General features: G+C 40.4%; 28 protein-coding genes. 8 read left to right on the plus strand and 20 right to left on the minus strand.

Annotation, left to right across the window (positions count from 1 at the left end):
* Positions 1 to 78: 78 nt before the first annotated feature.
* A complete protein-coding gene (locus tag ACO1DI_RS03800; RefSeq protein WP_042991970.1) occupies positions 79 to 1,089 on the minus strand; it encodes an aldo/keto reductase in 1,011 nt (336 codons plus the stop codon).
* Positions 1,090 to 1,366: 277 nt separating this feature from the next.
* On the opposite strand from ACO1DI_RS03800, the gene ACO1DI_RS03805 reads away from it, so the two are divergent.
* Together ACO1DI_RS03805 and ACO1DI_RS03810 are read left to right on the plus strand one after the other, a co-directional pair.
* Positions 1,367 to 1,621 (plus strand): hypothetical protein, encoded by a 255-nt coding sequence (locus ACO1DI_RS03805; RefSeq protein ID WP_223546214.1) that lies wholly within the window; start codon positions 1,367 to 1,369, stop codon positions 1,619 to 1,621.
* 123 nt (positions 1,622 to 1,744) lie between these two features.
* On the plus strand, positions 1,745 to 2,386 hold the full coding sequence (locus tag ACO1DI_RS03810) for a pyridoxamine 5'-phosphate oxidase family protein (protein ID WP_014458722.1): 642 nt from the start codon (positions 1,745 to 1,747) through the stop codon (positions 2,384 to 2,386).
* 11 nt (positions 2,387 to 2,397) lie between these two features.
* On the opposite strand, the gene ACO1DI_RS03815 is transcribed toward ACO1DI_RS03810, so the two are convergent.
* The 7 genes from ACO1DI_RS03815 to ACO1DI_RS03845 form a co-directional block, all read right to left on the minus strand.
* Positions 2,398 to 2,565, minus strand: coding sequence for a hypothetical protein (locus tag ACO1DI_RS03815; RefSeq protein WP_014458721.1), 168 nt, complete (start codon positions 2,563 to 2,565; stop codon positions 2,398 to 2,400).
* Entirely contained in the window at positions 2,549 to 3,031 is a 483-nt protein-coding gene (locus tag ACO1DI_RS03820) for a DinB family protein (protein WP_014458720.1), read from the minus strand. The genes ACO1DI_RS03815 and ACO1DI_RS03820 overlap by 17 nt, the downstream gene beginning before the upstream one ends.
* A 2-nt stretch (positions 3,032 to 3,033) precedes the next feature.
* Positions 3,034 to 3,552 (minus strand): GNAT family N-acetyltransferase, encoded by a 519-nt coding sequence (locus ACO1DI_RS03825; protein ID WP_208732982.1) that lies wholly within the window; start codon positions 3,550 to 3,552, stop codon positions 3,034 to 3,036.
* Between the two features lie 64 nt (positions 3,553 to 3,616).
* Entirely contained in the window at positions 3,617 to 4,138 is a 522-nt protein-coding gene (locus ACO1DI_RS03830) for a hypothetical protein (RefSeq protein ID WP_014458718.1), read from the minus strand.
* Positions 4,139 to 4,296: 158 nt separating this feature from the next.
* Positions 4,297 to 4,431 (minus strand): hypothetical protein, encoded by a 135-nt coding sequence (locus ACO1DI_RS03835; RefSeq protein ID WP_014458717.1) that lies wholly within the window; start codon positions 4,429 to 4,431, stop codon positions 4,297 to 4,299.
* Positions 4,432 to 4,588: 157 nt separating this feature from the next.
* Positions 4,589 to 4,747 (minus strand): hypothetical protein, encoded by a 159-nt coding sequence (locus ACO1DI_RS03840; RefSeq protein WP_162470336.1) that lies wholly within the window; start codon positions 4,745 to 4,747, stop codon positions 4,589 to 4,591.
* A 62-nt stretch (positions 4,748 to 4,809) separates the two neighbouring features.
* Positions 4,810 to 4,980, minus strand: a complete 171-nt coding sequence (locus ACO1DI_RS03845) for a hypothetical protein (RefSeq protein WP_182421266.1) — start codon at positions 4,978 to 4,980, stop codon at positions 4,810 to 4,812.
* Positions 4,981 to 5,165: 185 nt separating this feature from the next.
* Between ACO1DI_RS03845 and ACO1DI_RS03850 the strand changes: the two genes are divergently transcribed.
* Positions 5,166 to 5,552, plus strand: coding sequence for a MerR family transcriptional regulator (locus ACO1DI_RS03850; RefSeq protein ID WP_013058539.1), 387 nt, complete (start codon positions 5,166 to 5,168; stop codon positions 5,550 to 5,552).
* A gap of 36 nt (positions 5,553 to 5,588) precedes the next feature.
* Here the strand turns inward: ACO1DI_RS03850 and ACO1DI_RS03855 are convergent, their stop codons facing one another.
* Together ACO1DI_RS03855 and ACO1DI_RS03860 are read right to left on the minus strand one after the other, a co-directional pair.
* On the minus strand, positions 5,589 to 6,551 hold the full coding sequence (locus ACO1DI_RS03855; protein ID WP_208732981.1) for an aldo/keto reductase: 963 nt from the start codon (positions 6,549 to 6,551) through the stop codon (positions 5,589 to 5,591).
* 216 nt (positions 6,552 to 6,767) lie between these two features.
* Positions 6,768 to 7,448 carry a CPBP family intramembrane glutamic endopeptidase gene (locus tag ACO1DI_RS03860; protein WP_115654710.1) on the minus strand — a complete coding sequence of 227 codons (681 nt, stop codon included), beginning with the start codon at positions 7,446 to 7,448 and terminating at the stop codon, positions 6,768 to 6,770.
* An 83-nt stretch (positions 7,449 to 7,531) separates the two neighbouring features.
* On the opposite strand from ACO1DI_RS03860, the gene ACO1DI_RS03865 reads away from it, so the two are divergent.
* From ACO1DI_RS03865 to ACO1DI_RS03875, 3 genes are all read left to right on the plus strand, one after another.
* Positions 7,532 to 8,275: a MerR family transcriptional regulator gene (locus ACO1DI_RS03865; RefSeq protein WP_014458712.1), complete on the plus strand. Its 744-nt coding sequence runs from the start codon at positions 7,532 to 7,534 to the stop codon at positions 8,273 to 8,275.
* Complete coding sequence (locus ACO1DI_RS03870; protein ID WP_423145110.1) at positions 8,272 to 9,516, plus strand: MFS transporter; 1,245 nt, start codon at positions 8,272 to 8,274, stop codon at positions 9,514 to 9,516. Before ACO1DI_RS03865 ends, ACO1DI_RS03870 begins: the two co-directional genes overlap by 4 nt.
* Positions 9,517 to 9,715: 199 nt before the next feature.
* Positions 9,716 to 9,997 carry a hypothetical protein gene (locus ACO1DI_RS03875; protein ID WP_014458710.1) on the plus strand — a complete coding sequence of 94 codons (282 nt, stop codon included), beginning with the start codon at positions 9,716 to 9,718 and terminating at the stop codon, positions 9,995 to 9,997.
* Between the two features lie 40 nt (positions 9,998 to 10,037).
* Here ACO1DI_RS03875 and ACO1DI_RS03880 read toward each other — a convergent pair whose 3' ends face one another.
* Positions 10,038 to 10,211 (minus strand): hypothetical protein, encoded by a 174-nt coding sequence (locus tag ACO1DI_RS03880; protein ID WP_014458709.1) that lies wholly within the window; start codon positions 10,209 to 10,211, stop codon positions 10,038 to 10,040.
* 132 nt (positions 10,212 to 10,343) lie between these two features.
* On the minus strand, positions 10,344 to 11,822 hold the full coding sequence (locus ACO1DI_RS03885) for a glycoside hydrolase family 32 protein (RefSeq protein ID WP_423145111.1): 1,479 nt from the start codon (positions 11,820 to 11,822) through the stop codon (positions 10,344 to 10,346).
* Positions 11,823 to 12,149: 327 nt separating this feature from the next.
* Here ACO1DI_RS03885 and ACO1DI_RS03890 point away from each other — a divergent pair, with 327 nt between their 5' ends.
* Positions 12,150 to 12,623, plus strand: coding sequence for a YtxH domain-containing protein (locus ACO1DI_RS03890; RefSeq protein WP_050689925.1), 474 nt, complete (start codon positions 12,150 to 12,152; stop codon positions 12,621 to 12,623).
* A 43-nt stretch (positions 12,624 to 12,666) separates the two neighbouring features.
* Here ACO1DI_RS03890 and ACO1DI_RS03895 read toward each other — a convergent pair whose 3' ends face one another.
* The 3 genes from ACO1DI_RS03895 to ACO1DI_RS03905 form a co-directional block, all read right to left on the minus strand.
* The gene (locus ACO1DI_RS03895; RefSeq protein ID WP_208732978.1) at positions 12,667 to 13,005 is read right to left on the minus strand and encodes a hypothetical protein; all 339 of its coding nucleotides are present in this window, start codon (positions 13,003 to 13,005) and stop codon (positions 12,667 to 12,669) included.
* 290 nt (positions 13,006 to 13,295) lie between these two features.
* A complete protein-coding gene (locus tag ACO1DI_RS03900) occupies positions 13,296 to 13,556 on the minus strand; it encodes a hypothetical protein (protein ID WP_016765166.1) in 261 nt (86 codons plus the stop codon).
* A 136-nt stretch (positions 13,557 to 13,692) separates the two neighbouring features.
* Positions 13,693 to 14,301 (minus strand): hypothetical protein, encoded by a 609-nt coding sequence (locus ACO1DI_RS03905; protein ID WP_115654713.1) that lies wholly within the window; start codon positions 14,299 to 14,301, stop codon positions 13,693 to 13,695.
* Positions 14,302 to 14,474: 173 nt separating this feature from the next.
* Here ACO1DI_RS03905 and ACO1DI_RS03910 point away from each other — a divergent pair, with 173 nt between their 5' ends.
* Complete coding sequence (locus ACO1DI_RS03910; RefSeq protein ID WP_115654714.1) at positions 14,475 to 14,840, plus strand: DUF3221 domain-containing protein; 366 nt, start codon at positions 14,475 to 14,477, stop codon at positions 14,838 to 14,840.
* 11 nt (positions 14,841 to 14,851) lie between these two features.
* Here ACO1DI_RS03910 and ACO1DI_RS03915 read toward each other — a convergent pair whose 3' ends face one another.
* The 5 genes from ACO1DI_RS03915 to ACO1DI_RS03935 form a co-directional block, all read right to left on the minus strand.
* The gene (locus ACO1DI_RS03915; protein WP_116739290.1) at positions 14,852 to 15,784 is read right to left on the minus strand and encodes a patatin-like phospholipase family protein; all 933 of its coding nucleotides are present in this window, start codon (positions 15,782 to 15,784) and stop codon (positions 14,852 to 14,854) included.
* Positions 15,785 to 15,910: 126 nt separating this feature from the next.
* Entirely contained in the window at positions 15,911 to 17,821 is a 1,911-nt protein-coding gene (locus ACO1DI_RS03920; RefSeq protein ID WP_423145112.1) for an FtsX-like permease family protein, read from the minus strand.
* Positions 17,808 to 18,575, minus strand: a complete 768-nt coding sequence (locus tag ACO1DI_RS03925; protein WP_115654716.1) for an ABC transporter ATP-binding protein — start codon at positions 18,573 to 18,575, stop codon at positions 17,808 to 17,810. Before ACO1DI_RS03925 ends, ACO1DI_RS03920 begins: the two co-directional genes overlap by 14 nt.
* Positions 18,572 to 18,928 (minus strand): DUF1093 domain-containing protein, encoded by a 357-nt coding sequence (locus ACO1DI_RS03930; protein WP_208732975.1) that lies wholly within the window; start codon positions 18,926 to 18,928, stop codon positions 18,572 to 18,574. The genes ACO1DI_RS03925 and ACO1DI_RS03930 overlap by 4 nt, the downstream gene beginning before the upstream one ends.
* 87 nt (positions 18,929 to 19,015) lie before the next feature.
* On the minus strand, positions 19,016 to 20,050 hold the full coding sequence (locus tag ACO1DI_RS03935; protein ID WP_208732974.1) for a sensor histidine kinase: 1,035 nt from the start codon (positions 20,048 to 20,050) through the stop codon (positions 19,016 to 19,018).

The following is a 20,050-nucleotide window of genomic DNA, read 5'->3' on the forward strand; positions in this document are numbered from 1 at the left end:
TTAATGGTTCGTTTTTCACTTCGTCTAAAATACTTTTGCCTCAGCCTCTTTTTCTACTTACTATTTACCGTTCTACCTTCATTTAATGTTTATTGGCAGCGGTGCATGAGCCGCTACAAGCTTCTGTTCACGCATTTCTTCCCAGAAGGCTGCCGGAATGACGGTGTTTAATGCAGCTTTGTCTTCTGCAATACGCTCCGGACGACTAGCGCCCGGAATAACAGCAGCAACCGCTGGATTAGCCAGTGAAAACTGGACAGCAGCAGCCTTAATGCTGATCTGATGACGATCTGCAATCGCTTTGATTTTTTCTACTTTTGCCATAATGTCTGGAGATGCTTTTTGATATTCAAAGTGTGTACCTCCAGCAAGAACGCCTGAGCTGTACGGTCCGCCGACAACAATGTCCATATTATGCTTTACGGCTTCGGGCATCACTCGCTGCAGCGCACGTTCATGATCTAACAGCGTGTAACGGCCAGCTAGCAACGAGACATCCGGCTTTGCTTCTTCCAGCTCCAGCATGATTTCAATTGGTTCTACTCGGTTTACTCCAAGTCCCCATCCTTTAATAACTCCTTCTTCACGCAAGCGTGTAAGCACACGAAATGCGCCCGTTCGAGCAGACTCAAATTGTCCTACCCACTCATCTCCATAAAAATCTTGCGCGACATCATGAATATACACAAAGTCCAAGCGATCTGTTTTCAAACGGTTTAAACTTTGCTCGATCGAACGAAGAGTTGCATCTGCGCTGTAGTCATTGATAATTTTATTTTTACGGCCAAATTCGAAAAGCCCGCCTTTTTCTCCCATATCACGTGAAGATGCGTCTTCTAGTTCATCTGAAATAACGCGACCTACTTTCGTACTTAGCACATACTCATCGCGCTTTCTTTTTGACAGGGCTTCACCAAGGCGCATCTCGGCTAAGCCAGCTCCGTAAAGAGGAGCTGCGTCAAAGTAACGGATGCCGCTTTCCCAAGCAGCATCGACCGTCGCGATGGCCTCTTCTTCTGGAATATTACGATACATATTGCCCAGTGGTGCCGTTCCAAAACCTAGTTTTCCTTGCAGTATCTCTCTCATATTCATAAAACCTCCTGAAATTTTTATACCTCTATTTTAGAATTTGATTCGTATAATCAATTTATTAAATGTCTTATTATTCCCTGACAAAATTTATTATGAAGCATACAAACACGAAAAAAAAGTACGCACTTTAAAGTAATATGGGAACTAAAAAGTAACCTACTAAGATGCAAATGAGCTTTTTAGACTCTTTTTTCTTTATACCCTTTCTACTTCTTACTCATGCAAACAAACATTTTGCATACAATAAGCAGAAAGCTACTTTATAAATGAGGTGAGACTCTTGAGAGATGAATACTTCAAAAAAATTGAAGATAAGCTCGATAAGCTTGATGAAATGGACGATTCCACAATGAAAGAAGAACAAAAAGATGAGTATTTTCAAAGTTTGCTAGATGATATGGATGATTTGTTAAAAGACATGCGCCAGCGAGAAAAAGACTCGAATCATCTTGTCAGCGAACATATGAGAACGGTTAATGACATATTTGATAACGCAATCAAAAATTTAAAAAAAGACCGAAGCTAGCGTTATAACACTTCTACTTCATTTGAATATACTGATTTTTCTGTTTTTTAATATAAAAATATAGTATTTCATATATAAAAATGGTATTTTCAGTATACGCATACAGTAGGAGTGAAAAGAGGAATGAAAAACAGTCACTTTAAAGAACAAGTAAAAACGAAAGAAGAGCTTCGCCGTATAGTCGGCACGCCTAACAAATTGGCGCATCAAAAAATAATTCCTTATTTAGATCGACACTGCCGGGAATTTATTAAACATTCCCCTTTTGTTATCATTGCTACAGCTGATTATAAAGGAATTTGCGACAGCTCTCCGCGGGGTGATCACCCTGGTTTTGTACAAGTCGTCGATGAGAAAAGGCTGTTGATTCCAGAGAGGCGCGGCAATCAAAAAGTAGATTCATTGGAAAATATTTTATCTAATCCTCAAATAGGACTGCTTTTTTTGATTCCAGGCATAGAAGAAACGCTGCGGATTAACGGCAAAGCTTGCATTGTAAAAGAAAAAGCGCTTCTTGAAACAATGGCGGTTCACAATAAAGCTCCGCTGCTCGCTATCGGCGTCGAAGTACAAGAATGCTTTCTCCACTGCAGCAAAGCATTCAAGCGATCAAAGCTGTGGAATCCAGAATCTTGGGAAAGAGTCGAAACGCTTCCTTCCGCAGCTAAAATAGTCGCAGAACACGCAGGCTTTTCCACTCTAGAAAGCCGCAACAATCCCGAAGAAAGCAAAACCCAGCACCTCTATGAAAAAAAGCCGCTATAATGCGGCTTTTATCATTTTACCATCAGAAACAGTATACCTCCGGCAATGATCAGAACCGGTAACAAAGCAAGAAGCACGCCCTTTTTCGAAGATCCTATGTATTCATGATCACCATAGGCGCGGCCTGCTCTCAAATCGACTTTCACCTGAGATTCTTCTTTTTTATGTTCTTTTTTCATCCTCTTTGCCTCCTAGCGGCATTTGAGCATCGATTTGCTTGATATGATGCTCTAAATGAGCGATATAATCTTTAGCCAACCATTCAAGCGAAACGAACTTTCCATCTTTTAATTCGAATTGATACATATGCTTTTCTGTTGGTATATGCGAAAGAACGGAAGCAATTTGCTTATTTAAACTGCGCCATAGGGCAACTATTTCTTCCATAGGCGTAGCTTGATAATGCTGCAGCTCTACCCATTCATCTTGTTTGTAAGGCGTCAGGACAAAAGGTTTTTTTTCATGTTGCACGTTGATAAAGCGCTGTAAATTGTGAATGGCTGAGTCACATAAGTGCCCCACAATTTCTTTTGGTGACCACTTCTTAGGCGCGGGACGGTTTGACGCCGCTGCTTCAGATAATACTTCAAGCTTTTTAGGAAGCTTTACCACCCATTCATTTAACTGAACAACCGTCGTTTCCATATTCATTTCTCCTTTAAGCACGTTTTTTCAAAAACCTTCCCCATATAATATTCATCGACTGATTTTTCATCTACAACGAGTGAACATATTTTTTTCCCTTCTATTTCAAAACCTATCTTTTTATACAGCGAAATGGCCGGTTCATTGTGTGTCATAACCGTTAGCTCCACTCGTTTAATGCCGCTCTGCTCTGCCCATCTCTCCATTTTCTTAAACAACGAAGTGCCGATGCCCCGGTTTCCATAAGATTGAAGCACGCCAACAGCTAAGTATGCGCTGTGTTTTTTTCTGTTAACACTTCCGCCAATCACAGATAAATGTCCGACAAGCTGGCCGTCTTGTTCCGCCACTAAAATGGTCGAGTTCGGCATCTTTAAAAAAGCTGTAATCATTTTTTTCTGCTGTTCAAGCGTAGTCGCACGCTCATTTTCCTCGTACAGCATATACGCTGTTTCTCGATCAAGCTCTTTATTTAACGCTAAAAAAGCGGCTGCATCGGAAGCTAAAATTTCTCGAATCACGTTTACCCCTGCTTTCGTCAATAGTAGTTAACTAGAAAAGAACGTTAATAAACGGATGATATCCTTACACACGTGCTGAACGTTTTCCAAGAAACGCAGTGAAGATAAAACATATACTAAAAGCAACGGCTGAAACGAAAAAGCCAAGCATCCATCCTAAAGCTCGCATAAACGTATCTTCATTGGGATACAGAGGCTTAACGCTTAGCCACTGGATCACCATAATCAATGCCAATATTAAATAAAAGCTGCTTCCTGTTAAAGCCATTTTAAGACGGTTTTTAAATGACCCTGTCCATGCTGTACTAAAAGCGCTCCACGTGAAAATACTTACAATCGTCGCTAAAAACATAAGAACAAGATGTAAATAAGGGATATCTGTAAACATAAGAAGATAGAGTAAAAATATCGTAGTACCAAAATATAAAGCATTAATGCCAAACAAATAGCCTCCGCTCAGCCAGTGGTTTTGAAACCACTTTTTCTTGCTGAGACGTTCTACCATTCCCCTGGGCACCCACAGCGTACGCGAAAAAATAATCATCACCAGCACAAGTACCATGCCGGCTAAAAAGAATGTTGACACTTTTTCATCAGCCTTTCTGTCTAAAATAAATATGGTTAATTATACTATTGATTACAAAATTAAACTATTGTTTTCTTTATTAATTAAAGAGGCTGAGACATAACAAAATTACTCTAACCTAAAGATGAACAAATGGGATAAATAAGCTGGACTGCTTGTTACACCGCTGTTGATTTCCGTGCAAGGCTTCGCTTTCCGCGGGCGGTCGGTGAGCCTCCTCGTTGCTTACGCTCCTGCGGGGTCTCACCTGTTCCGCTTTTCCCGCAGGAGTCTTCGCCTTGCCCTCCAATCAACAGCTAGAAGCTACTATATACATGATACATGACACCTACGTTCACCATACTAATAAAAAAACCGAACGACGTTGATTCTGCATTAAGAATCTCGATTCATCATTCGGATCTTCATTCAACGAAAATACTTTTGTCACAGCCTCTTTTTTACGCCTATTTACATTCTTCCTCCGGTAAACGGATTGATTTCCCCTGTTAAATCACGTCCGGCTTTCTTTTCTTCATGTGCGATGCGCTTGCCAATTTCAATTTTATTCCAAATTATTGGTACCCAAATACACGCTCCGAACAAAATCATCCAAAAAAGTTCTCCCATTTCTTCCATCCTTTCATTTTCTGCTTTTATTTTGAAGACAATAAGAAACGCGTATACGGTTTTTATTCCTGATTTGAATCACTCATGCCGTATGAAAAGAAATAAACCAGGATTGATAAAGCCATTCCGTAAACGGTCCAAGCCGCTAGTAAAATGGCGTACTGATGATTGACAAAAAACACTCCGCTTGAAATCAGCAGCAGTATAAAACTAATCCATTTTATTTTTTTCATTACTCTATCCCCTTTACTTAACCTATTACAGTAAGTTTCTTATTGTCTACTTGTTATTACGGACAAACTGTATAAAAGTTCCATATTTTTAAAATAATCGAAAAAGAATTTGATAAAACGTTCAACTATCGATTATCATATATCTTAAAGTAAGCTTTACGATTCACAAGTGGGAGTGAACAATCTTGTCTTATAGCATGAAAGAAATGAATAAAAAAACCGGGCTTTCCGCACCAACTTTACGCTACTATGAAAAAGAAGGAATCCTCCCTTTTATAGAACGTGATGAAAACGGAAAGCGCCTCTATAATGATACAAATGTTGAATGGATCCGTTTTATCTTAGCTCTTCGCTCAACGGGCATGCCGCTTGCAGAAATCAAGCGCTATGTAGAGCTCTATAAACAAGGCGAAAGTACGATTAAAGAACGAAAAAACATGATGCTTCATCATAAAGAGGCGGTAGAAGAAGAAATGGCCAAAACGTTTAAATACCTTGAACAAATTAACTATAAGCTCGCTTTGTACGACTCGCTGGAAGCAAAAATAATGCAAAAAGAAATTAAAATTTAAACACAAAAATCCGCAGGTGCACCTGCGGATTTTTTATTAATACAGTGAATTTACGGTATTCAACAGCTCTTCTGACCAGGTCCAATCGCTGATTTCAACCGCATCTGTTACGTGATGCAATTTACTAGCTCCGATAATGCTTGATGTTACAGCGGGCTGATTTAGCACCCACGCAAGAGCAAACTGAGACAAGCTTACTTCATTTTGTTCTGCTAACTTGCGATACTGCTCCACCAGCTGAAAGTTTCGGTCGGTAAAGTAGTTTCGCAACAGCTTTTCACCATGCGCAGCGCGGCTTTCTGGCGGCACGTCATTTGGTGTTTTATATCTCCCTGAAAGCATACCGCGCGCTAACGGACTGTATACCATGACGCCTACACCTTCAGATTGACTAAACGGCAGGAGCTCTTGTTCAATTTCACGAGAGAGAAGATTGTACTGAGGCTGAACAGAAATAAATTTTTCAAGGTTCATGTTGTCACTAATATGATGAGACTTTGCAATTTGCCATGCGGCATAATTGGAACAGCCAATATAACGGACCTTTCCTTGCCGAACTAAATCATCTAGCGTGCGAAGCGTTTCTTCCATAGGTGTATTCGGATCAAAAAGATGAACTTGATAAAGATCAATGTAGTCCGTCTGCAGTCGTCGCAGCTGATTATCCACTTCTCTCATAATATGACTGCGCGAAAGACCTTCATCGTTTTTGCCTTTTCCTACGGCAATTCCGACTTTTGTCGCAAGCACCACATCATCTCTTTTTCCTTTTAACGCACGTCCAATTATTTCTTCAGATTCCCCTGTGCCATATCTAAACTCTTCATCCTGCCCTTTTCCGTAATAGTTGGCTGTGTCAATGAAGTTAATTCCGTTGTCAATGGCGCTATGTAAAATAGCTGCCGACGCTTTTTCGTCAATCCATCGTCCAAACGCCATAGTACCTAGACATAAATTTGATACTTCCAGACCTGTTGTTCCAAGCTTTCGATATTGCATCGATACCCTCTCCTTTTTATTGCTGTTTATAATCACTATTATCATACACCTTAACGTCCACTTTAAGACAAGCCTCAAGCATGCGTGCATATACAAAAAACGCCTAGGAACAGGCAGCGTTTTTTGGTTCATTTTCTGCTTATTTTTTGTAATTCGCTTCTTCAGTAGACATAATATGGTAAGATAAATCATAGCTTACTCGTTATCGAAACTACATTAAGCTGCCGCTGTTAAAATAACGGCGATTCCATTAAAACAAGCATGAATGATCATACTCGGAAGCAGCGACTTTGTTTTTTCGTACACCCATGCAAACACGAGACCTGATAAAAAGTTAACGGGCAAGGTATTGTACGTTGGAATATGCACTAGCATAAAGATAAACGAACTTCCCACTAATCCAAACACAATTCCTCCTTTACGTTTCAGCCATGTATAAAAAAATCCTCGGTAGATAATCTCTTCATAAAAAGGGGAGATTACAGCAGCTGAAACAAAAGCAAGTATAAATGAAAACAGCGAAAGGTCATGCTGTAAACTGGCTGTTTTTTTATTTTCATACGTCATACCAAACCATTCCATCAGCACAACAATTGCCACACTTCCTAAGATCAGCACAAAAAGCCAAAAAAGAATGGGCGGCCAGTGCCGTTTTGAAAACGATTGAAAACCAATTTTTCTATCACCAGCCTGAACCATCAGCCCATACAGAGCTGATAAAAACACAGCTGCCATAACAAACCCAGTAGCTGTTCCAGCATAAAGATCATTTTTAAACAGGGAATGTAAAGCATCCTGCAATATGCCTTCAATTAAGATAGGCACACCAACAAACGTGACGACCAGCATAATTACAAATGATTTTATTGTCCATAATCCTTGATTTTTTTGTTTCAATTTACTTCGCCTCCCTTTTACATATATTCAGTGTAAAAGGTGACGTAACGTTACCTGCAAGCATTTTTTTGGAGGGATTATACATGATTTATTTTTCTACGGGGCAAGCCGCTAAAAAATTAGGCCTTACGGTGCGTACGCTTCGTTACTACGATCAAATTGGCTTGCTTCATCCATCGTCAAAAGCCGAAAATGGAAAGCGGTCCTACTCAGAAACAGACCTAGTCACACTAGAGAAAATTACTCTTTTAAAAAACTTAGCCGTTCCTTTGCGAGATATTGAACTTATTCTTCATCAAGTGAGTATTGATGAACTTCTAGCGATTCATCAGCAAAAACTTCAGCAAAAAGCTTCAGAGATTCAGCGAGCTTTAGAACACACCCACACTCTTCGCAACAGTATAAAAATAGAAGGTGAATTAAACTGGAAGCAGCTCCTTCCTTTAGTTCACAATCAGCCTACTACACAAAGCAGCTGGACTGATCTGCTTTCGCTTTCAATAGAAGAAAGTGAGATTCTGCAGCGTGATATGCCTAAACTGGAGAATGAGAGTGCTGATAAATGGATTAGCATCATTAAACGAATTCAGCTGTGCTTAAAGCATCAGCGTTCACCTCAGTCTGAAGATGGCCAGCTAATTGCGGCGGATATACTGCTTTTATCAAGTGAGCTATTTGGCCCTCATACCGATTTAGAGAAAGCCTTTTGGGATGTTCGCAAATCTCCTGAGGCATCCAGTTCACTTAATCTCTATCCTATTGACAGCCAAGTCCTTCAATTTATTGAAGAGGCGATTATTTTTTACGAACAACACATAAAGGAATGAAGGTATTGAAAAAAGAAAAGCTGTTTGCTAATTCTTCTTATAAAAAATTATTTATTTCAAGCACTGCGGCAAGCTTCGGAGATTTATTTGATATGTTTGCGGTGATGACGCTTTTTACATACGTGTGGCACGCAAATTCCCTATGGGTTACGCTTATTCCTGTTGCGTACGCTTTGCCTAGCATCCTGCTAAGTCAAGCAGCAGGAAATTTAGCAGACCGCTACGATAAAGTACAGCTGATGTTTCTGTCTGAACTAGTCCGTCTTCTGTTCACATGTCTGTTATTTTTCACAAATGAACCGCTTTTGGCACTAGGGGTGCTGACGCTGCGCTCGATGAGTTCTGTTATGAAAGTGCCCGCACAGCTCGCTTACGTTCGAGAAGTGGTCAAAGAAGACCAGCTGCTGCAGGCCTCTACTTTACAAAACATTATGTTTCAAATTGCTAAAGTTGTGGGACCGTTTCTCGGAGCCGCCGCGCTGACGTTTACAACGCCTAAAGCATGTATTTTAGTTAACGCCGCAGCTTGTATGATTTCTATCGGCGTGCTGTTTTCACTTAAAAAAGCAGGTGAAAATATTCAAGGGCAAGCTGCTCGTTCTTCCCATCAAGCGAAAGAAGCGTACTCAAACGGCTGGAAACTCGTTTTTCAGCACCCAATTCTTTTACGTGTCGTTGTTTTGTTTCACGTTTCATACTTTGTCGTCATGCTTGTTGACGCTCAAATTAGCATCTTTCTTCGAGATGTGCTCCCTCATAACCCGGAAATGCTCGGCTGGCTGCTTTCTGGAATCGGGATAGGAGCGCTAGCAACAGGAGTGTATCTTAATCGAAAAAAACACGTTCATCATCCATTTAGGCTTTTATCACTTGGACTGCTTCTATTTGGAGGGGCTTTATTTTTCATTAGCTGCTTTAACCCAGCCGTTATGTCACGCTATTTTATTTTGATTGCTGCACCTATTGGAGGGGCCGGAGTTGGGCTTAATTTACTGCTGTTTAACTATATCGTTCAAGCATATAGCGACAAGGAACACCTCGGAAAAGTGTACGGATTCATTAACACCTTAACGAGTGCCGTTTTACTTACTGCTCCTCTTCTTGGAGGCATGGTCGTAAAGCTTGCAGGTGCTCAGACGACTTTTTTAACGGCGGCAATCATCATCGTAAGCGTTGGATTTGTGAGTATGGTGATGCAACTGCGTGATAAACAGGAAAGAAACGCTCAGATTGACGCATAAAAAATATCTTTCCTTATTCCCCTGCAGCCGGCTGGATTCTAGGGACACTGCTTTTGCTAGGAAACTCATTTTATACGAGAAGATACTTACATAGAAGATTAATTAAGAAGTAAATATCCGCCCCGAGCCGTATATACAAACCTTCATTCGGTTATGGTAAAATAGATAAGCAAAAACTGGATGTAAGGAGATTTTGAGTTTGAAAACAGGATTAATATCTGGCATTATATCTTTAATTATTGTGATTATCATTTCTATTACAGCAGGCAACTGGCAGTATATTTACTATATTTCAGGCCCTCTTGGCATATTACTTACGGCAATTGCACTCGTAACCTTACTGGACGCATTTCGATTTGAAACGAGAGGACCTTACTTTACCCCGGTCCGGCAGCGAGAGGATACAGAATGGATGAAACGTTTTATTATTGCAGCTATTCCTCATTTAGTTGCTTCATGTATTTGTATTTTATTTTTATAGAGCTCAAAAAAAGGTTAAAACATAACGAAATGACTCTAACCTAAAGACGAACAAATGAGATACATGAGCTGAACCGCTTGTTACACCGCAGTTGATTTCCGTACAAGGCTTCGCTTTCCGCGGGCGGCTGCTGAGCCTCCTCGTCGCTTGGCTCCTGCGGGGTCTCACCTCTTCCGCTTGTCCCGCAGGAGTCTTCGCCTTGCCCTCCAATCAACTGCTAGAAGGAACGAAACAGATAAAACTATATTCACCATCATAAAAAAAACGAACCACTAATCAAACATGTTAATTAGTAGTTCGTTTTTCACTTGGGCTAAAACACTTTTGTCCCAGCTTCTTTTCTCAATTACGAAATGCCACGCGACATACCGTAATAATCAATGCGGTAGTCCACAGATCCTTCTGCAAATACATTTACAGCTGATTTGGAATCTTTTTTCGGGAAAACGCGGGAAGTGAAGACAATTTTGCCGCCGTTTATATAAATTTCGACGATGCTTTTGTCTACAAATACGCGAACATCGACTTCATTTGACGCTGTCCATTTTTCAGAGCGAACCACACCGTATTCCGCTGCATATTGATGGTGGAACGAAGAGCGGTCGAGTCGCACTTCTTGCTTTTCTGTATCAAACACGAGGCGAAGCTCTTCTTCTTTACTATTAAACAGCTCTAAACCAAACTGTTTGGCTCCTATCTCGCGGAACGTCATATTGATTTCATATGCATTGTTTGTTGCTTCATCAATGATCACTTCTTCATTTTTTAGCGTTCCTCTAAAATGAACCGCTTGATCTCGAAGGTTATTTAACTCCTCTACAGGCTTTTGAACAAGTTCATTTCCTTCAAGCGAAAGCTCACGAGGAAGCGTTAAGGCATGAGCCCATCCATATTCGTCTGACGGATAGTCCACGTCCGGATTTCCAATCCATGCAAACAGCAAGCGACGTCCGCTTTCATCTTGGAACGTTTGCGGTGCATAAAAGTCAAACCCTTTATCAATTTCACGGTAATACTCCATTTCAAACGTTAAACTTTCCACATCAAATGTTCCCACCGCGTAAATCACATTATAAATATTATGAAAATCGTGGCCCTCCGCTTTGATTCCTTGCGGTGAAAAGACAAACACATCTTTTCCGTCCAGTTTAAAGTAATCCGGGCACTCCCACATATAGCCAAAGTCAGGAAGCGATGTTTTAACTTCGCCTTTAAATGACCACTGAAGCGCATCGCTTGATTCATACACAATTAATGCGCCCGTTTCGTTTTCACGCTGAGCGCCTAGCAGCATATAATATGTATCATTTTCTTTCCATACTTTCGGATCGCGCACATGTCCTGTATACCCATCAGGAACGCCTCGTACCGCTGGATTATGCGTGTATTTCTCTACACTTCCATCCCTGTTTAGCATCGCGATACACTGATTAGCAGAACGTGAGCCGTCTTCGTATTTTACATTCCCCGTATAAAACAGCAGCCCTTGACCATCTTTTTCAATCGCGCCGCCTGAGTATGCGCCGTGCGATTCATATTCTTCCGTTGGCGTTAACGCAACCGGAAGGCGTTCCCACGTTACTAAATCCGTAGATTTCACATGAGCCCAGTGCTTCATTCCATGCATCGCACCGTACGGATACCACTGATAAAACACGTGATATTCACCGTTTAATTGAATCAATCCGTTTGGATCATTCATCAGCCCGTACTGTGGATGAATATGATAAATCGGCTGCCAGCTGTCTTTGATTGCTTTGTCTTTTAATGCTTCTAACTCTCCAGATTTTGCTTCTAAAATCGTTCTGTACTTCGATTCAGCCATTTCTTCAATCCCTCCAGCATTTAAAAAAAGAGAACGTATTCCCCTTGCCCTCTATGATATAAAATTTCAAGTGAAAATGCTACCAAAGAACGAATGTTGTCGTTTTCTTGTGTCGGATTTTATAGATAAGTTTTTTTCTGTTTTTATAGCAGAAAAGAAGGTTTTTCTGTCAGGTGGTTGAATACTATATACAATCAAATTTCACCAGCCTGTACGAGCGTCCGACGGCACTTGCAGATTTTTTTAGCGAATCATTTGCGTTTTGCAGGAAGTATTCAACAAAATGGTAAACCCTTCATATTACATATTATAAAAGGAGGAAATGTCATGACAAAAGAAAACGTAAAAGAAACAGTGGGTAAAGAAACAAAAGGTGGAAGCAAAGAGTTATTAGTCGGCACGTTAGTAGGTAGCGTAGTGGGTGTAACAACAGCTTTACTAGTAGCGCCAAAGTCAGGAAAAGAGCTGCGTGCTTCTATTCAAGACGGAGCGAATCAAGCACTTGCTAAAACAGGTCAAGTGAAAGAAACGGTATATGCAAAAGGCCAAGATCTCAAACAGCGCACGGCTCGTCTTTCACAAAAAGTCTCCGAACAGTCTTCGCAAGTTGTCAACAAAGTGAAATCTCTGCGCACTGCTAAAGAGGAGCCGCTTGCAGAAACGGCTGCAGCAGAAGAGCTTGAAACGACAGAAATCGTTCAAGATCCTGTTCTTGAAGCTGAAGCGGTGCAAGAAGAATTAAATACAATTACGCAAGAAGTAAGTGACTTAGAACAATCTGTCGATGAAACAAGACGTTAATAACAAGCTGTAGAGATATCTCTACAGCTTTTATGTATATTCGCTACCCTTCCTTCCACCCTTCAAAAAAATAGCCTCCGTACGGACACGACTCTGATTCCGGCAGTTCTTCATAACGCTGTCCGCTGTAATACTTCGCCAACACAATCTTAGGCTTAAAAGCCGCTACCCCTTCACTATCTTCTTTCTCCGCTCCGCTTTCTCTCATCAAACAAAAAATATCCATTCCCGCAAACTCTCCGTACCCTTGGTAGCACGACTCATAATAAACTTTACCAGGTGTCACCAAATAACACTCCCGCTGCCACGACGGCTGCTTACTGTAGACACTCGCAATACTTATTCCACTCACTGCACACTTCCAGCTGCAAATTCCAACCATATAACGCCTCCAACGACTTGATAGTCTATTCATCCACAACTTTTGATAAAATCAAACGTCCTAAGACACGTACAGAACTTTATCCTCGACCAAAAACCTATACTACCAGATTCCCTACCCTCTTGAATTCTCCCCAAAAGGTTCACCTATGCGGAAGTTGACAGCCCGCAAGGGAAGGCAACTTCCGCATAGGTCTAGCACTGTATCCTTCGCTGCACTTTAGCCAAGGATACAGTGCTACATCGATAAAAATAAAAAAGGTCTGATAAATCGACCATTTCTGGTGATTATCAGACCTCAAGTTTTTCTGCATTTGAGCGGCTTATTTGCTGTTCAAGCGATTTAGCCAGCAGTACAATTTCATGATCTACATATTTTGTTTTGATTTCTTCGATTTCCATTAATGTTTTAGAAAAGCTTTCTGCGTTATTTCCCTGTCTGTGCTGCACATCTTTAAAGAAATCAAGCAGTGCCTCGTTAGACTGCGTCGGACGGCTAAAGTCAATCGTGTACATTTTGTACCCCAGTGTTAAATTTGTTGTTGTTGTCATAATTATTTCCCCCATTCTTCCTATAGTGATATATCTTCTACTCTTTACCCTTTAATTCCTTCTTTTTAACCTAAATTAATTAATTTTTTCAAAAAAACTTCCCATTATAAGAAAAAACACCCTTATAACAAGGATGTTAGAGTATTCTTCCCTTCGGTACAATTCCAGATGCAAAGTCATCTTTGAACTTAAAGCTAGCAGAATTGTTTTCCTCTAGAAAATGTATTTCCCATTTAAAGACGGGATATTCAGGCTTGTACATTTCAACTTTCTGATCGGGGTTTTCTTCTAGTCTTGCAATTACTCGTTTGAATCCTTCATATGCAATCCACCAGTCGCTCCCGGTTTCATCGGTAATAAAACAAATGGAACCGTCAATTAAATGAAGGTTTTGCTTGATATCATCAGCATTGGTAAAATACGCATTTCCAAACGTTTGAAGACAACGATCGCAATACCCTTCTTTGCCTCCGTCTTTATAAATCCAGTGCGCGATTGGCTCACTGCAGTCTTTACACGTATTCGTCACTTCTTGAAGAAATGTCTTGCCGCTCCACTGTTCTTTTTCATTTTCAAACACGGTCCATACTAAATAGTTCTCCGTTTGTTCTGAAATAAAAAGGCGAAACGGCTCGTCTCGATGCCAAAAATGAATATTTTGTTCGTCTGATTCTTCAAAATCTATGACAAAATTATCTCGTTCTAATATATGTCGAATCACATTGGTTAAAAAGGTAACATCCATACAAGGACCTCCCGTACTAAGCATAGCTTCTAGTAATCTAGCGTTTATGAGTTAAAACATATCACGCGCGCTGAAATAACGTCAATGATTACCTCTTACTTTCTCCGAAAACTGGAAAAGAAATGGTCAAACGCGCTATAATGGTAGTCATGTTGAAACGGAAAGGAGATTTTATGAAGTTTACCGTTCAATCAACTGCACTTTTTCTTCTCTTTTTTATTTGTTTAAGCGGGTGTTCGGATAACGCCGAGCAGTCAAAAAAGCCGGCCGGCTATTTGGTTCAAGGGCGCATTTTAGAAGTGAAACAGAATGAAATTCTTATTGCAAACGTCATTCCGCGAGATACCGCGCTTGACTATACAACAAAAGAAATACTTGGTTCTAGCGATGTACAGCCTATCTATGTAAAAATTTCGGATAATCAAACATACAAAAAAGGACAGCTCGTTAAAGCATGGCTCAAAAAAGACAAAAGCGTTCAATATTCCGTTCCGGCAAAAGGCGAGGCTGTGGAAGTCAACATTTTAAAACAGCCGTAGAAAAGCTCCTGTTACGGGAGCTTTCTTCGCGTGAGCGGACGTTCGGTTCGATTCATTTTATGCTGTTCAAAATCCCACTTTTCTAAAAAGCGCTTTGCTGATATATAACCAGATTCATATAAAAACTCGATTTCTTCTTCCTTTAAGGCAAAATCCGTTGCCGTAATCACACCCGTTGGAATTTGCACCGTTCGTTCTTTTGTCTCCGCGTTCAAATACCGCAAATCGTGAGCTTGCAGCATCGTTGTAAACATACTTTTAAATAAATGGACCGGCGTCGGAATAATAGCAGCTGTATCAATTTCTTCTTTTACAAATCGAAAACCAAACGTCGGGAAACGCGGATGCTCCGTATCAAACAGCCAAATCGGAAAATTGCTTAAAAGCGCTCCATCGACAATGTATGACCTCTTGAAACCTTTGGATTTCCAAATGACAGGACGAAAGAAAAAAGGAATGGACGCGCTCATCATCACAGCTTGTGAAATCTTCATATCGCTCGGCTGCATTCCGTAGCGAGGCAAGTCGTCAGGCAGCACAAGCATCTGTCCGTTCGAAATGTCTGAGGCAATAATTTTCAGCTTATCTGCCGGCAAATCTGCAAACGTTTCGATTCCTTTTTCACGCAGCAGACCGTACACCCACTTTTCCAAATAATCATTTTTATAAAAACCTAAATGAACCATCAGTTCTATCAAGTTCCCAATCAGGGGAATTCGATTAATGATCGTTTTTCCGCGAAACTTAGCATAGTCCATGTTTTGAAGCTCCTTGCGAATTTCGCCACTTTTATAGCCGCTTGCCAAAAGAGCCGCAATCAGTGCTCCGGCCGACGTACCTGCTAGACGCTGCCATTCTACATTGCTTTCTTCCATTGCTTCAATCGCACCCGTGAATGCAATTCCTCGAACGCCTCCCCCTTCAAACACAGCATCTGCTTTCACATTTTTCCCCTCCTATACAACTCTCTAGTTTTTATATACCCTTTTTTATATTCAGATTTTCGCTACTCCATACCTTTTATTTTCCAAACAAAAAAGACTGTTTCATTTATCGAAACAGTCTTTTTTTTACAGTCGCTTTATTACCATTCGGTAGTAATTCATTGTCAGCCAGTAGAAAATGAAATAAATAACCCCGTATACTGCATCCGCTATTAAAACAGGGACTATTAGACTTTCACCAGTTAGATTCATAATAACCTTCAGCGCAAATAGACTATGCAATATGCCAATTACTAAAGGCAAACCAAACGTAAACAGCTGCTGTTTTCGAACGGCGCTCATCATTTGAGACACTGAAAACCCAAGTTTACGCAGTACTTCAAATCTTTTGCGCTCTTGTTCGGCTTCTGAGATTTGTTTAAAGTAAATAATACTGCCCGTTGCCATCAAAAAGACGAGCCCTAAAAATCCTCCAATAAAAATAAACAATCCTTTACTCATTAAGCCTGTCTGAAACACATCATAGTATGAAGTACGGCTTTCCCCAGCTTTTTTTGCGATCTGATGATAGTTCTTAGTAAGTTCACTTTGTTTGTTTCCATCACCTGTATTAAATACGTACACCGCTTGCTTTTGTCCAGACTTTGAAAGTTTGATAAACGTGTCGTGATTGACTACAAACTGATAGCCGGCACTCTCAGAATCAAGAATAAGCGAAGGTTCTGATTTAATGACTTTTAAAGCAAGCTGTTCTGATTCCTTCAGCGGCACAGCTGCGGTTTTACCTGTACTAGGTTTAAACACTTTCCCTTTTGCCATCGAATCAAAAATAACGGTTTCATTTGCGCTTAACTCAGGAACCGAAACGCCATTTTTCCGCACTTCTTCTTCATCTAAAAAGCTGATTCGCTCACCATCTCCGTAATAGCCGGATGTAATAAATCGAAAGTCTGATAAATCAGCGGAGTGCTTGACGATATGATACACATACTGATTTGATTGGATATCCAACTCATGCAGTACATCTATAAAGTCTTGCGCTGCGTTTTTGCTGTGCAGCGTATAGTCATAAGGCTGCATGCTTCTGGCGTCGGCTTTTGTGTTATAGTACGAGGAATACGTCACACCAACTGCTACAAGTGTAGTAGCCGACAAGATCGTAATTAATGTTAACACTCGTGCATTTGCTTTAATTCGATACATCATCGTAGAAACGCTTAGCATATTGGCAAACGAATAATATCCGCTTGCATGCTCTCGGTAAAGTCCCATCAGCCACTCAATTGTGGCTTTAAAAAGTAAAAATGTACCGAAAATAACCGAGAACAGCACAACTGCTACAATTAGAAAAAACTTAGGCGTCACAATGTTCCCTGACGAAAGGTAGTATCCGTAGCCAACGAGTAAGATACCCAGTCCTCCTACTGCAATTGATTTCTTTGAACTCATTTTATTTACGCGTTCACTTTTGCTTTCTGCTTGAAACAGATCTAATAGCGTATAGCGGTGCATAATAAAATAGCCTTGAAACGATATAAAAATGGTAACAATTAAAAACACTACGGCTGTTTTTAAAACCGCTTGAAGAGAAAATGTGAGCGTAATAGAAAGCGACAGTCTCATAAGCTTTAGTAAAAACAGCACAAACAGCCTTGAAAACACCGTACCCAGTAAAATACCGACCACTAAAGAAAAAATCCCAAGCAGCATATTCTCATAGAAAATCATTTTCCCAATCGTACGCTTTTCAATACCGACTAAATGATACAGCCCAAGCTCTCTCTTACGCTGTCTGATAAAAAATGAGTTTGTGTACCAAATAAAGACAACAATAAAGGTAAGCAGAACATAATTTGAAGCATTAAAAATACCCTGCAGTCTCATCTCTTCTCCAATAACTTTTGAAATGGATTGATCATACTGAAGCGTAGCAAACACATAGTACACAATAATACTAAAGATCATTGAAAAGAAATAAAGGCTGTACCGGCTAATATTTTTACGCATATTCTTTTTAACAAGATCAAATACGGTCATAGCCTTCACCGCCTAATGCGCCTTGGATGTTCATAATTCGTTTAAAAAATGCTTGTCTCGTTTGTTCTCCTTTAAACAGCTCCGTGTAAATTTGTCCATCTTTAATAAACAGTACGCGGCTGCAGTAGCTTGAAGCCAGCGGATCATGCGTCACCATAATAATCGTGGCACGGTCTTCTTGGTTTAATTGCGACATCTTTTCAAGCAGGCTTGAAGCAGCTTTTGAATCAAGAGCTCCGGTAGGTTCATCGGCAAAAATAACGGCTGGGTTCGTAATCATTGCTCTCGCTGCTGCAACGCGCTGTTTTTGTCCGCCAGAAATCTCATACGGGTACTTATCTGCCAGCTCATAGATGCCTAGTCGCGTTGCGGTAGCTTTCAGCTTCGCTTCCATCTCTTGCTTGGACATTTTTGTAACCGTAAGCGGCAGAAGAATATTTTCTTTTACCGTTAACGTATCCAGTAAATTATAATCTTGAAAAATAAATCCTAAATGATTGCGCCTGAAAGCAGACAGCTTCTTATCTTTCATGAGCGCTACGTTTTCTCCTTGAATCCATACCTCGCCATCGGTGGGACGGTCAATCGTTGAAAGAATGTTCATCAGCGTCGTTTTTCCAGCTCCAGACGGTCCCATAATACCGACAAACTCTCCTTCTTCGATTGTAAAATCAATTCCTTGTAGCGCTTCGTATACGTTTCCTCTTGATCCAAACGTTTTGGTTACGTTTTTCCCTTCAAGAACAATACTCACTTTTCTTCCTCCTTTCGTTCTTTTATAGGCCACACGCTTTTGACCCGCTGCGGCAGCTCATCTTTTGTTAAAATGTCATATTTCCGAACTTCGTTACCTCGAACAAAAAGGTCAATAACCGTTCCTTCTTTTAACTGTTTAATCGTTGTAAAGGTTTGAAACGTTGTTTGTCCTTTTTCATTTATCACTGAAATGGTATATTGAACTCGTCCATAGTCATCCACTTTTTTTGCTTCTTTTGGTATCATCCCGTATTGATGCTCCGTTGCGGCGCTTTGATAAATCTTTACTCCTCCTATACATGCTCCTACCATAAGAATCAGAGCTAAGAGGCTAATCCACTTTCGTTTCATATGCGTTCCCTCCTTGTGTATAGCTCTATCTTACTTTGTAACAAGGAAAGATTCGTTTGAAGCAGATGACAATCTCAGCTTGCAACCTTACATTTTTGAAAGGTTATCAAAAGAATTCGGTTTGTAGAAAGTTAAAATCACCGTAGTTCCTTCGTGTAAAAGTGAATGTACCTCTATTCGATGGCCAAGAGCATCTGTAATTTTTTTTGAAAAATACAGCCCTAGCCCCGTAGCTCCTTTCGATTTTCTTCCGACATTTCCTGTAAATCCTTTTTTAAATACGCGTGGAAGGTCTTGTGAGGGAATACCTTCCCCTTGGTCGACGATAAATAACTTCACATACTTTGGGGTTTCTTCACTAAAAAAAGAAAGCTTTCCTTCTAGAGGGCTATATTTAATTGCATTGGATAACACTTGCCTCACAACAAACTGCATCCACTTTGGATCAGTGTGCACTATCGTATCTAGATTCTTTTCATCAATCTGCAGTCTTTTCTCAATGCACCATTTCGAGAAATACGCAACGTTCGGAAAAACAAGTTCACTTAGCGACACTGTCTGTACCTGGTAATCTTTTTCTAAGTGACGCAGGCGTGCGGCATATAAATTCTGATCTACTAACCCATCAATTTTCATCCATTCATCTTCAATATCCTTCAGCCAAGGCCATTTATAAAGCTCTGTACGACGAGCGTTAATAAGCAGCTTCATAGCAGTAAGCGGCGTTTTAATTTCATGAACCCACGTCGTTATATATTCCTGCTGTTCTCGCTGCTGTACGTGAAGAGCGTGAGTTTGTCTGCGATAGACACGATCTATACGCTGCAGCAGACTCAGCATGTCTTCATCTGCTTTCGTTCGCACGTATGAATGCATTTCTTGTAAATCGTACGCGTCATTCTGCAGCATTAAACTTAATCTTTTTATAAATCTCCTTTCTTTTACTCCTCTCCATAAAAGAAACAGAATTAGCATACACAGCGTTAAAAGATTCAAGTACCAAAACGAAGTAGACGATACCTTAATATCATACTCGAGAAGCAGCAGAGCATCGATTACACTCAGCCATAGAAGAACGAATAGAATCCAGCTTAGCTTTTCTCTTAAAAAACTTTTCCACAT

Source organism: Priestia sp. 40, assembly GCF_049368575.1.
GTDB lineage: Bacteria > Bacillota > Bacilli > Bacillales > Bacillaceae_H > Priestia > Priestia zanthoxyli.